The organism is Streptomyces sp. NPDC001070 (assembly GCF_053598835.1).
In genome coordinates, this window is record NZ_JBSFLB010000053.1 from 26,915 (window position 1) to 39,331 (window position 12,417).

The following is a 12,417-nucleotide window of genomic DNA, read 5'->3' on the forward strand; positions in this document are numbered from 1 at the left end:
TCTGGGCGGGGCCGGACTCGCATCAGCGGGACTCCCCCGCAGGCGCTGCCATGAGGGGCGTCCGTGTCGACCCCGCCCAGACGCTCCCAGAGTGAGAGGAGGAAGGCATGCGCGATTGGGCTGCAGGTACCTCCCTGGCCGTGGGCGTCGGCGTCATGAGCACGGTACAGATCGTCAACATCGGCCTGGCCGCCGAGCTTGGCATCATTGCCGTCCTGTGCGGGCTGGGAGGACTGGTCCGGTGCCTGCTCTTCGGGAAGTACGGACACTGGCTGGTCCACACAAGCGCGGTCGTGACAGGCACGGCAGGAGCAGTCATGAGCTTCGCGCTTCCAGTGGGGTACCTGCCCTGGCAACACGTCTGACACGAGGCGAAGACGCCTTCTCCACCGAACGCAACCCGAGTCCGAGCAGAAGGAGATGGCCACCATGACCGAGGCGGAACGGTTCACCTTGGTCGCTCGACTGGACCAGGGCCCGGCCGAGTACCGGCTGGAACGACGAGGTGACCGCACAGTGGTGGTTCTGCACGGCGGGCACATGCGGGCCGGCCTTTCGTTGGGCGAGGAAGTGTTCGCCAAGGCCGGCTACACAGTGCTGGCGCCGTCACGTCCCGGCTATGGCCGCACGCCGCTGTCGACCGGAGGCTCGGTGAGCGGATTCGCCGACGTCACCAGGGCGCTGTGCGAGCACCTTGGTATCACCGAGGTCGCCGCCGTCGTGGGGATCTCCGCAGGCGGCCCCACCGCGGTGACGATGGCGGCGCGCCATCCCGACCTGGTGCAGCGGCTGATCCTGCAATGCCCCGTCGGGTGGCTTCCCTGGCCGCATCGCCTCACCCGCATCGGCGCACACGCGATATTCACCGCGGCAACCGAGCAAATCACGTGGGGTGGGATACGCGGGCTCATGCGTCTCGCCCCCGAGAGGGGCTTGCGGCTGCTGCTGCGCAGCCTGTCTACGCTGCCGGTCCGGGACGTCGTAGCCTCCCTAGACGCACAGGACCGCGCTGCGTTGGTTGCGCTGTTCTCCCGGATGCGGTCGGGGAGCGGGTTCGTCACCGACCTCCAGCCCACCCCCGACGTCACCGCCGAAGTCGGTCAGCCCACCCTGGTGATCGCCACCCGCAGGGACGGCGCCGTGCCGTTCGCCCACGCCCAGTCTCTGGCCACGGCCATCGCCCACGCCGAACTGGTCGAGAGCCGCGCAGACAGCCACTTCGTCTGGTTCGGACACGACTGGCCCGCCATCGCCGAGACCATCCGCGCTTTCCTCACCACCGATCCGCTTCAGCCGCTGTAAACAGCGCGTCCGCGTTGGCGCTGGTACCGAAGGACTGGGGCGAGCCGGCGGGAGGGAAAATCGCGGTCCGATCAGCCGTCACGGGTTGCCGACCCTGGTGCGGCGTGCGGTGTGTGGTGCCGTGAGCCTGTGGATGCAGTGGGAGATCAATTCCGTCGGCTTGGCGGGGCAGCCTGTCGGCGATGTCCATGGGGCCGTGCGCGTCCTGGATGAGGCCGTTCGGCATGCTCAGGCGAAGGCTCCGGCCGACACGAGCGGCCTGGGCGGGACTGCAGAGATCGTGGCCGGCCGGATCCTCGATGACGCGCAGCGCGTATTGGAGGCCGGCAGCCTTGAATGGTCAGCAACGGTTGGAGCGATCCGGGTCCACCTGGTGTCCCTCCCGGACCCGCGGCACAGCCGTCCCCAAGGACCTCAAGCGTTCTGGCGACGCACGCTGACCCGGCGTGTGTGCTGGACTGTCAGGCGTTGGTCCGCCTGTTCGGCGGCGGCGGTGAGGGCGCTCTCGGCGTGCTCGTAGATGTCGGGGATGCCGTCGGTGTCCGCGTCGATGTTTTCCTCGTCGCGCAGACGTCGGTACTGCCGGTGGCGGCGGTGCAGGAACAGTGAGTGGCTTTATCGAGCAGTAGTGACGTCGCTTGTCGATGAGTTTGGGAGGCGCCCCGTTCCGCGGACGGGTGGTGTTGATGAGTTTGGGAGGCACCGGGTTTCTTGCCAGGGAGCATCGGGATGCTCCTGGTGAAAGGTGCTGGTCATGGCCGCAGATGTCGAAGGTCGAGCTGTACGCGGCGATCCGGCGTGGACCATCGCGGCGGCATCATCGAGACCGGCACCGACTCCTACCGCCTCGCCAGCACCCGAGCACGAGCCGAAGAGCCTGCCAAGGCCGGCTGATTCACTGGAAGCCGACTCGGCCCGACGATGTATCTGGCCGGGGATAGGGTCGGCGGATGCGCCAGTTCACGGGTAGTGAAGCCTTGTCAGGGATCGTGCATGAGGCACTCGGAGCGGAGGCCCGCGTTGTCGGAGTGGACCGGTTGCGCGGCGGGAGCAAGAAGGGGGTCTACCGGGTTCACACGAGCGGATCACATGCAGCGAGTGTGATCGTCTACAGCTGGGCCGAGACCGAGAACTTCTGGCCGGCTGCGGAAGCCATCGACCCGGCCCACCCGTTCGCTCCCGCCTCCGGGCTGGCCCCCTTCCTAGCGGCCCAGCGGAGACTGGACGGCCTTGGAGTCCGGGTTCCAGGGGTGTTTCTCGCTGACGACGGCCGACGCCACTACCCGGCGGACGTGGCAGTTGTCGAGGACGTTGCCGGCGGCACTCTGGAAGCACTCCTGAAAACGGATCCCGCACGCGCATCACATGCCTTGCGCGAGCTGGCCGCAATGCTCGACGTGATGCACCAGCAGCACAGTCAGCACTACGGCAGGGTGGACGTGCTCGAACGGGGCGACAAAGCGAGTGGCGATTCTTGCGAGCAACTGGTGCTCGAACGTGCCATCGAGGACCTCGCAGAAGCGGCCGAACGCGACCCCAACATCGGATCAGCCGCGGCTTCTTTGCGCGATCGCTTGCAGGAGCCGGCCACACGAGTGACTCCGCGCACGCAGCACGGACTGATCCACGGCGAACTTGGGCCCGACCACGTCCTGGTCGATGCCTCCGGACACCCTGTCCTCATCGACATCGAGGGCCTGATGTTCTTCGATGTCGAGTGGGAACACGTGTTCTTGCAGCTTCGTTTCGGTGACCAGTACCCAGCCTTGTCCCGCCCCGGACTCGATCCAGCACGGCTCGACCTCTACATGCTCGCGATGCGTCTCTCACTGGTGGCCGGCCCCCTTCGCCTGCTCGACGGCGACTTCCCGCACCGCACGGCGATGCAGGAAATCGCCGCGCACAACGCGAAGGAAGCGCTGGCTCTGTTGGTCCAGTGACACGGCGTCCGCCACACACGTATCGCTCCTGCCGCTACCTGCCTCGACGGCCAGCCGCCCTGACGGGCGGCTGGCCGTCCCGCGTTCCCTTCATTCACTCGGCAGTGCCGTCATTTCTCTTCGACACTCGCGAGCCGGCTGATCGACAGCTGACTCCAGAACCGGTCGACAATCGCTGTTCCTGGAGATGAACGAAGCCAAGTGAGGCGAGGCGGCCGATGTCAGGGAGGCAAGGAGCACGGCGGCTTTGGAGTACTCGCCCTGCGTGGTGGCGGGGAAGGCGAGTTCGCCGATCAGCAGGACGACGGTGAACCGATGCCGCCCAGGGGGAAGCTGAGGACGTCGGCCCAGACCAGGTCCGGGTTGAGGCGGGCGCGGGTGAAGCGGGCGGCGGGGCGCGTCCCGCCGAAGCTGCCGATAATCTCGCGACTCCGGCGGACAGCGGGTAGGGCAGATGGCCGGTCGCTCGCCTGGCGACGCCAGTTCGCCGTCGCCCCAGGTGGTGCGCAGGATCAGGCCCACGGCGACGCCGACGACGGTGGCGTACATGCTGCCGTTGTACGGCATCAGCCTGAGCCGCACCTATCACCAGCGCCGTGGTCGCGGGCAAAAGCGCGGAGGATGTTGCGAGTGGTGCCGCCGACATGGAGGAAGCGTTCGTCGAGGATGGCCGCGAGGTCGTCCAGCGCGACGGCCAGGACGGTCGCCGCGACCTTGACGTCGGCGCGCCGGGCGGCGCACCCCCGCTCGGCGAGTTCCGCCGCGTAGTCCGCATTGACGGCCAGGGACGTGATGTCCTGGCCGTCGTGGAAGTAGTACGATTCGGCATACTGCAGAAGATCCACGCTGATGCGCCCAACCTCGCTGGCCAGCCCGTCGAGCAGGGCAGCGCCGGTGCCGGAATCCAGTTGCTCGCTGGTGGGGTCGGCGCGCCGCAGGTACGAAATCCGCAGCGCCAGGGCCCGCCGTCGTGCGAGGGCCGGATAGATGCCCAGGATCCAGGAGACGGTCGCGGTCAGAAGGGCGAAGCCCACCAACGCTTCCATGGGCCCGGCGATGCGTAGCCATCCTGCGGCCGGCGCGATGTCGCCCAGGCCGAGAGTGGCCAGGGTGACCAGGGATACGTACACGGCATCGACGAGGCGAGCATGTTCGGCTGGTTCCAGACCGGTTGCGAACGAAAACGCCTCCGGCAGGTGGGGCCAGTAGACCAGCGCCCACCCCATGGTCACCCCGCTGGCCCACATGGCCACCACGGTCACCATGCCGAGCGGACCCGCGAGTCCCGCTTCCCGGCGGCTCGGGCTCAGCCGCGAGGAGAGTCTCCATAGAGTGGTCATGACGAACCTGCTCAGACCTCCGTGCCGGGTCGGATGCCACAGCGTGTGAAAAACATCCCGCAGGATGAGCACGACGATGCCGGCACCGGCCACAGTGATCAGCCATTTCATGTGTGACCCTCCGCGAGTCGCAGGCAGTGTGCTTGCCCTGCACCTCGAGTGTGCTGTCTGTTGGGGCGGACGGCCGCGGTCAACATGCTGCTGCCGGTTGTCACCGGGATATCCGTCACTCCCACGGCCATGGTGCGTCACAGGGGGTGTGGGGTTGGGCTATGGGCCGCGCCAGCCGGCGCGCCATGAGTGACCAAGGGGCTTGTCATGCCCATGGACCAGTTGCGAAAGCCCCCACCTGACATGAGTGACGCGGGGGTGCCGGACGGTGGTGTTCGCCGAGCCCCCACGCGGGAGTTGGCCCGTGAGCGGTTCAGCTCGACCCGGGTCAGCGATGGGGCTGGTCCGCAGGGCGATCAGCGGACATCGCTCCGCGTCCTGCGACGTCGGCGCATGTCGCACCCCAGCTGCCAGACGGTGGTGACCTGAAGGAGAACCGTCGACGCGACCCACCAAACCGACTCACCGGACAGATATGCCTGTACGCCGCCCGTGAGCAACATGGCACTGACCAAGACCGCCAAAGCGGAGATCAGCAAGCTCACCCGATCAGTCACCGGCGCATTGTCGTGGGCCGAAGGTTCCTCCGTCCAGTCCGCTGACGAGCAGGGTGGCCGCTGCCAACGGCAACGCTCAAACGGGCCGCCCCACGTACTCAGGTCGGTACCAGGCGGGCCGCGGGGTCTTCTGTTAGTGAGGCGTATGGATGCCGCAGGCGTGCGTAAGAGATGCGTCAAGGATACGGGCCCGAGCCATCAAGAAGGGGTTACCTCGTTGCGTTGCCTGCTCGCCGAGCGGGTGTCGTCGTCGAGAGAACTCAAGGAGCACACGATGGCCGACCTGGCCTTCGTCGTCACCACGATCGCGGTCTTCGCGCTGGTGGCCCTCATCGCCAAGGGGGTGGCGAAGCTGTGAGCGCCGAGAACATCGTCGGCCTTGTCGTGGCCGTCGCCCTCCTGGGCTATCTGGTCCTCGCCCTGATCTTCCCGGAGAGGTTCTGATCGCCCGATGAGCCCGGTTCTCGCTGACGTTCTCCAGGTCACCGCCCTCGTCGCGGCGCTGGCACTGGCGTACCGCCCGCTCGGCGACTACATGGCCGCCGTCTATTCCTCCGACAAGCACCTGCGAGTCGAGCGCTGGATATACCGTGCCGTCGGCGCCGATCCTGACGCCGAAATGCGCTGGGGCGCCTACCTGCGGTCGGTGCTGGCCTTCTCCGTCGTGGGTGTGCTGTTCCTGTACCTGTTCCTGCGGGTGCAGAACCACCTTCCGCTGTCGCTGGGGTTCGCGGCGATCACGCCCGACCAGGCGTTCAACACCGCGGCTTCGTTCGTTTCCAACACGAACTGGCAGTCGTACTCGGGTGAGTCCGCCATGGGCCACCTGGTGCAGACCAGTGGTCTGGCCGTGCAGAACTTCGTGTCCGCTGCGGTGGGAATTGCCGTGGCCGTGGCACTGGTCCGCGGCTTCGCCCGGTCCCGCACCGGGGAGCTCGGCAACTTCTGGGCCGACCTGGTCCGCGGTACCGTCCGCATCCTGCTGCCGATCTCCCTCGTCGCCGCCGTCGTGCTGGTCGCCCTGGGCGCGATCCAGAACTTCGCCGGCGTCCACGACATCGCCACGCTGACGGGGGGCACCCAGCACGTGACCGGCGGCGCGGTGGCCTCCCAGGAGGCCATCAAGGACCTGGGCACCAACGGCGGCGGTTTCTACAACGCGAACTCCTCGCACCCCTTCGAGAACCCGGACGCGTTCACCAACCTCTTCGAGATCTTCCTGTTGCTGGTGATTCCGTTCTCGCTGACCCGCACCTTTGGCAGGATGGTCGGCAGTCTGAAGCAGGGCTACGCGATCCTCGCCGCGATGGGCGTCATCTGGGTGGCCTTCGTCGCCCTGCAAACGGCCGCAGAGTTCGCCCATCCCGGCTCCGCACTGCAGGTGGCCGGCGCCGCGATGGAGGGCAAGGAACAGCGCTTCGGCGTCGGCGCCTCCTCGCTGTTCTCGGTGAGCACCACGCTGACCTCGACCGGCTCGGTGAACTCCTTCCACTCCTCCTTCACCGGCCTCGGCGGCGGGATCAACCTGCTCGGCATGATGCTGGGCGAGATCGCGCCCGGCGGCACCGGTTCCGGCCTGTACGGCATGCTGATCATGGCGATCATCGCGGTGTTCATCGCGGGCCTGATGGTCGGCCGCACCCCGGAGTACCTGGGGAAGAAGCTCGGCACCCGGGAGATCAAGTTCGCGGCGGCCTACATCCTCATCACCCCGGCGCTTGTCCTGGTCTTCACGGCCGCAGCGATGGCACTGCCGAGCGCTCGTGCCTCGATGCTCAACGGCGGCGCGCATGGCTTCTCCGAGGTCCTGTACGCCTATACCTCCGGCTCGAACAACAACGGTTCCGCCTTCGCGGGCCTGAGCGCCAACACGCAGTGGTACAACACCACGCTCGGCCTCGCGATGCTGCTCGGCCGCTTCCTGCCGATGGTCTTCGTCCTGGCCCTGGCCGGCTCGCTCGCCGAACAGCGGCCGGTCCCGGCGACTTCGGGCACCCTGCGCACCGAGAAGCCGCTCTTCGTCGGGCTTCTCGTTGGCGCGATCCTGATCATCACCGGCCTGACCTTCTTCCCGGCGCTGGCTCTCGGGCCGCTCGCGGAGGGCCTGTCATGAGCCGCACGACCACCCCCACCCCCGCTGAGGAATCCATGTCCACGCAATCGCCCGTGCGCGCCCCCAAGGGGGACCTCGCACCGCACGCCCCTGACACGGGCCACGGCGCAAGCCGCGTCTCGGGCGGCCTGTTCGATCCGGCCCAGCTGCTGAAGTCCCTGCCGGACGCGCTGCGCAAGCTCGATCCCCGCTTGATGATCAAGTCGCCCGTCATGTTCGTCGTCCTGATCGGCTCGGTGCTGACCACCGTCCTGGCGGTGCTCTCGCCGGCCGAGTGGTTCGGCTGGGCGATCACCGCCTGGCTGTGGCTCACCGTGATCTTCGCCAACCTGGCGGAGGCCGTCGCCGAGGGCCGCGGCAAGGCGCAGGCGGACACCCTGCGCAGGGCCAAGACCGACACCGTCGCCCGCCGGCTCAGGGACGGCGCAGAGGAACGCGTCCCGGGAACGGACCTGCGCGTCGGCGACCTGGTGGTCTGCGAGGCCGGCGACATCATCCCCGGTGACGGCGATGTCGTGGAGGGTGTCGCGTCGGTCGACGAGTCGGCGATCACCGGTGAGTCGGCCCCGGTCATCCGGGAGTCCGGCGGTGACCGGTCGGCGGTCACCGGCGGCACCAAGGTGCTGTCGGACCGGATCGTCGTCCGCATCACCACGAAACCCGGTGAGACCTTCATCGACCGGATGATCGCCCTGGTCGAGGGCGCCGCCCGGCAGAAGACGCCCAACGAGATCGCGCTCAACATCCTGCTGGCCTCGCTGACCATCGTCTTCCTGCTGGCGGTCGTCACCCTGCAGCCGTTCGCGATCTACGCGGGCGCCGAGCAGTCGATGATCGTCCTGGTCGCGCTGCTGGTCTGCCTCATCCCGACCACGATCGGCGCCCTCCTGTCGGCGATCGGCATCGCGGGCATGGACCGCCTGGTCCAGCGCAATGTGCTCGCCATGTCCGGCCGCGCGGTCGAGGCCGCGGGCGACGTCTCCACCCTGCTGCTGGACAAGACCGGCACCATCACCCTCGGCAACCGCCAGGCCGCGGAGTTCATGCCGGTCAAGGGCACCACCGCCGCCGAACTGGCCGACGCAGCCCAGCTGTCGTCGCTGGCCGACGAGACGCCCGAGGGCCGCTCGATCGTCGTGCTGGCCAAGGAGAAGTACGGCCTGCGGGCCCGGCACGAGGGCGAGCTCGGGCACGCCGAGTTCGTACCCTTCACTGCCCAGACCCGCATGTCCGGTGTGGATCTCGACGCCGGGGAGGAGCAGCGGTCGCTGCGCAAGGGCGCTGCCACCGCCGTGATGAAGTGGATCCGCGACCACGGCGGACATCCCACCGATGACGTCGGCCCGCTTGTCGACGGAATCTCTGCCAGCGGCGGTACCCCGCTCGTCGTCGGCGAGGTCGTGCGGCACGACGGCACACTCGTCACTGCGCGGGTGCTGGGCGTGATCCACCTGAAGGACGTGGTCAAGGAGGGCATGCGGGAGCGATTCGACGAGCTGCGACGCATGGGCATCAAGACCGTCATGATCACGGGTGACAACCCGCTGACCGCCAAGGCGATCGCCGAGGAGGCCGGGGTCGACGACTTCCTGGCGGAGGCGACGCCCGAGGACAAGATGGCGCTGATCAAGCGGGAGCAGGCGGGCGGCAAGCTCGTCGCGATGACCGGTGACGGCACCAACGACGCCCCGGCGCTGGCCCAGGCGGATGTGGGCGTGGCCATGAACACCGGCACCTCGGCCGCCAAGGAGGCCGGGAACATGGTGGACCTGGACTCCAACCCCACCAAGCTGATCGAGATCGTGGAGATCGGCAAGCAGCTGCTCATCACCCGCGGCGCGCTGACCACCTTCTCCATCGCCAACGACGTGGCGAAGTACTTCGCGATCATCCCCGCGATGTTCGCGATCGCCTACCCGGGCCTGGACAAGCTCAACATCATGCAGCTGTCCTCGCCGCAGTCCGCGATCCTGTCCGCGGTCATCTTCAACGCGCTGATCATCATCGCCCTGGTGCCGCTCGCCCTGCGCGGTGTGCAGTACCGGCCGATGAGCGCGGACAAAATGCTCCGCCGGAACCTCGGGATCTACGGCCTCGGCGGCCTGATCGCCCCGTTCATCGGCATCAAGATCATCGACCTGCTCATCTCTCTGCTCCCGGGGATCGGCTGACCACCATGAACACTTCCATCCGCAGCGCCGGCAGGCTCCTCGGGGCGGCACTTCGCGCGCTGCTCGTGCTGACCGTCCTGGTCGGCGTGATCTATCCGCTCGTGGTGTGGGGCGTGGCCCAGGCGGCCTTCCACAACAAGGCCAACGGCTCCGAGGTCAAGGCCGACGGCAAGGTCGTAGGCTCCGGACTCCTCGGCCAGAACTTCTTCACCAAGGACGGGAAGCCGGACCCCAAGTGGTTCCAGTCCCGGCCCTCGGCGGCGGGTGATGGCTATGATCCGACCTCGACCGGCGCCTCCAACCTTGCCGCGGACAGCCCCGAGCTGACCAAATCGGTCAAGGAACGCAAGCAGCAGGTCGCCGCCTTCAACGGCGTCCCCGAGTCCAAGGTCCCCGCCGACGCGGTCACCGCCTCCGGATCCGGCCTCGACCCGGACATCTCCCCGCAGTACGCCGCCATCCAGACTGCGCGCGTAGCCAAGGCCAACGGCCTGACCACGGCGCAGGTTGACAAGCTGGTGAAGGACCACACGGACGGACGGCAGCTCGGCTTCCTCGGCAACCCGACCGTCAACGTCCTGGAACTCAACATCGCCCTCAAGGAACTCGACGCACGCTGACCCGCGGGGAGACCAGCCCATGCCCTAAGGACATGGAAAGGCATGGGATGCCCCCGCAGGCAAACGTGAAGGTGGTGGCCGGGGCAGCCGGCCACCACCTTTCGACACCCGGACAACACGCCGGAAGTGGAGAACCCCGGCGTGACTGCGACCGAACCGCCACGACGCACACGAGGGAAAGGAGCCCCGATGACGCGGGTGCTCGTTGTGGAAGACCAGCCGCAGATGATCCGCGCCCTGGTGCTCAACCTACGGGCCCGCAAGTACGAGGTGGACTCCGCCCAGGACGGCGCGACCGCCCTCCAGCTCGCCGCTGACCGTCACCCGGACCTCGTCGTCCTCGACCTGGGGCTGCCGGACATGGACGGTGTCGATGTCATCCGAGGCCTACGGGGGTACAGCAACGTCCCCATCGTTGTTCTCTCCGCCCGCCAGGCGTCGGCGGAAAAGGTAGAGGCGCTCGACGCCGGTGCGGACGATTACGTCACCAAGCCATTCGCCATGGACGAGTTCCTGGCCAGGCTGCGCGCCGCCACCCGCAGAGGCACTCCCGCAGAGGCCACCGGACCGCAGCTGATCGCGACGGACATCTTCAGCATCGACCTGGCCGCGAAGAAGGCCACCCGCCACGGCGCAGACATTCGCCTCACCCCCACCGAGTGGCACCTGCTGGAAATCCTGACCCGCAACACCGGCCGACTGGTCACCCAGCAGCAGCTTCTCGACGAGGTCTGGGGCCCGTCGTACCGCACCAACACCAACTACCTGCGCGTCTACATGGCCCAGCTACGCCGCAAGCTGGAGGCCGACCCCGCGCATCCTCGTCATCTCATCACCGAGTCCGGTATGGGCTACCGCTTCGAACCCTGACGCCCAGGCATTCAAACCGACGCCCTACGCCGCGCTTGGTGACGTGCGTGGACCACGACGACGGCCCCCAGTTTGACCCGGTCACGGCATGGCGTTGGCCGGCAGACGCGAGCCGGAGGACCGGTCCGCATCAGCGGCCTGCAGGGTGAGCACCATGGTCAGGCCGCCACCGGGCGTGTCCTCCGCGGCCAGAGTGCCGCCCATCGCCTCGGCGAATCCGCGGGCCACGGCCAGGCCGAGGCCGACACCGTCGCCCCGGGGTGCGTCGCCGTACCGCTGGAACGGCTCGAAGATTTCGTCCTTGGACTCGTCAGGGACGCCGGGCCCCTGGTCGACGACGCGCAGTTCGACGCGGCCGCCCAGGGCGCTGGCGGCAACCAGCACCCGCTCCCCGTCGGGGCTGTACTTGACGGCGTTCTCGACGACGTTGGCGACGCTGCGTTCCAGCAGACCCGGGTCAGCAACCACCATCGGCAAGCTCTCGGGTATGTCGAGGACGACGCTGTCCCCTGGGACCCCGCCGAGCGCCATGGGCACAACCTCGTCCAGGTCTACCTCCCGGATCAGCGGGGTGACGGTGCCGGTCTGCAGCCGGGACATGTCGAGCAGGTTGCCCACCAGGTTGTCCAGCCGGTCCGCGCCCTCCTCGATGCCCGCCAGCAGCTCGGCCTCGTCCTCCTCGGACCAGGCGACGTCGTCGGAGCGCAGCGAGCTGACCGCCGCCTTGATGGCGGCGAGCGGGGTGCGCAGGTCGTGCGAGACGGCGGCGAGCAGGGCGGTGCGGATGCGGTTGCCCTCGGCGAGCTCGTGGGCCCTGGCGGCCTCGTCCTCCAGCCGCTGCCGGTCCAGGACCACGGCGCTCTGGGCCGCGAAGGCGGACAGCACGCGGCGGTCGGAGGCGGGCAGCACCCGGCCGACGAGGGCCAGCGAGAGCGTGTCGCTGACCGGCACCTCCACGTCCGCCTCGTCCGGTCGTACGCAGGGACGCGGACCAACGCCGGCGGCGCAGGTCCAGGCCTCGTGCTCGCTCTCGCGTTCGAGCAGGGCGACGGACTCCATACCGAAGGTCTCCCGGACCCGGTCCAGCAGGGCCTCCAGGGAGCGCTCGCCACGCAGCACACTGCCCGCCAGGTACGACAGGATCTCGGCCTCGGACTGGAGTCTGGCGGCCTGATGCGTACGACGGGCCGCCAGATCCACCACGGAGGCCACCGCGACACCGACCACCACGAAGATCACGATGGCGATCAGGTTCTCGGGCTCGGCAATGGTGAACGTATGAACGGGCGGGGTGAAGAAGTAGTTCAGCAGCAGCGAGCCGCCGACGGCCGAGACGAGCGCCGGGTAGAGGCCTCCGATCAGGGCCGCCGCGACCGTCAGGGTCATGAACAGC

The 12,417-nt window shown here is 68.1% G+C and carries 12 protein-coding genes and 1 pseudogene; 11 read left to right on the forward strand and 2 right to left on the reverse strand.

The genetic code is table 11. From position 1 onward, the window contains the following. The first annotated feature begins 107 nt into the window (after positions 1–107). The 5 genes and pseudogenes from ACWDAS_RS38750 to ACWDAS_RS38770 all read left to right on the forward strand — a co-directional run bounded on the left by ACWDAS_RS38750 (position 108) and on the right by ACWDAS_RS38770 (position 3,242). On the forward strand, positions 108–365 hold the full coding sequence (locus tag ACWDAS_RS38750) for a hypothetical protein (RefSeq protein ID WP_450400352.1): 258 nt from the start codon (positions 108–110) through the stop codon (positions 363–365). 64 nt (positions 366–429) lie between these two features. Further along, positions 430–1,302 carry an alpha/beta fold hydrolase gene (locus ACWDAS_RS38755; RefSeq protein ID WP_450400354.1) on the forward strand — a complete coding sequence of 291 codons (873 nt, stop codon included), beginning with the start codon at positions 430–432 and terminating at the stop codon, positions 1,300–1,302. 468 nt (positions 1,303–1,770) lie between these two features. Beyond that, positions 1,771–1,911: a hypothetical protein gene (locus tag ACWDAS_RS38760; protein WP_450400356.1), complete on the forward strand. Its 141-nt coding sequence runs from the start codon at positions 1,771–1,773 to the stop codon at positions 1,909–1,911. A 201-nt stretch (positions 1,912–2,112) separates the two neighbouring features. Then, positions 2,113–2,196, forward strand: a pseudogene (locus tag ACWDAS_RS38765) (ATPase); the annotation flags it as partial. A 56-nt stretch (positions 2,197–2,252) separates the two neighbouring features. Beyond that, positions 2,253–3,242, forward strand: a complete 990-nt coding sequence (locus ACWDAS_RS38770; protein ID WP_450400357.1) for a phosphotransferase family protein — start codon at positions 2,253–2,255, stop codon at positions 3,240–3,242. A 566-nt stretch (positions 3,243–3,808) separates the two neighbouring features. On the opposite strand, the gene ACWDAS_RS38775 is transcribed toward ACWDAS_RS38770, so the two are convergent. Further along, entirely contained in the window at positions 3,809–4,693 is an 885-nt protein-coding gene (locus tag ACWDAS_RS38775; RefSeq protein ID WP_450400359.1) for a potassium channel family protein, read from the reverse strand. A 774-nt stretch (positions 4,694–5,467) separates the two neighbouring features. Here ACWDAS_RS38775 and ACWDAS_RS38780 point away from each other — a divergent pair. From ACWDAS_RS38780 to ACWDAS_RS38805, 6 genes are all read left to right on the forward strand, one after another. Further along, entirely contained in the window at positions 5,468–5,608 is a 141-nt protein-coding gene (locus tag ACWDAS_RS38780; protein WP_450400360.1) for a hypothetical protein, read from the forward strand. Beyond that, on the forward strand, positions 5,605–5,694 hold the full coding sequence (kdpF, locus tag ACWDAS_RS38785; RefSeq protein WP_450400362.1) for a K(+)-transporting ATPase subunit F: 90 nt from the start codon (positions 5,605–5,607) through the stop codon (positions 5,692–5,694). The genes ACWDAS_RS38780 and kdpF overlap by 4 nt, the downstream gene beginning before the upstream one ends. 7 nt (positions 5,695–5,701) lie before the next feature. Continuing rightward, entirely contained in the window at positions 5,702–7,363 is a 1,662-nt protein-coding gene (kdpA, locus tag ACWDAS_RS38790) for a potassium-transporting ATPase subunit KdpA (RefSeq protein WP_450400363.1), read from the forward strand. A 35-nt stretch (positions 7,364–7,398) separates the two neighbouring features. Beyond that, the gene (gene kdpB, locus ACWDAS_RS38795; RefSeq protein WP_450400365.1) at positions 7,399–9,534 is read left to right on the forward strand and encodes a potassium-transporting ATPase subunit KdpB; all 2,136 of its coding nucleotides are present in this window, start codon (positions 7,399–7,401) and stop codon (positions 9,532–9,534) included. 5 nt (positions 9,535–9,539) lie between these two features. Next, a complete protein-coding gene (gene kdpC / locus ACWDAS_RS38800; protein WP_450400367.1) occupies positions 9,540–10,154 on the forward strand; it encodes a potassium-transporting ATPase subunit KdpC in 615 nt (204 codons plus the stop codon). A gap of 189 nt (positions 10,155–10,343) precedes the next feature. Next, on the forward strand, positions 10,344–11,024 hold the full coding sequence (locus ACWDAS_RS38805; protein WP_450400368.1) for a response regulator: 681 nt from the start codon (positions 10,344–10,346) through the stop codon (positions 11,022–11,024). 81 nt (positions 11,025–11,105) lie between these two features. Here the strand turns inward: ACWDAS_RS38805 and ACWDAS_RS38810 are convergent. Continuing rightward, a partial coding sequence (locus ACWDAS_RS38810) for a sensor histidine kinase (protein ID WP_450400369.1) occupies positions 11,106–12,417 on the reverse strand: 1,312 nt, incomplete at its 5' end.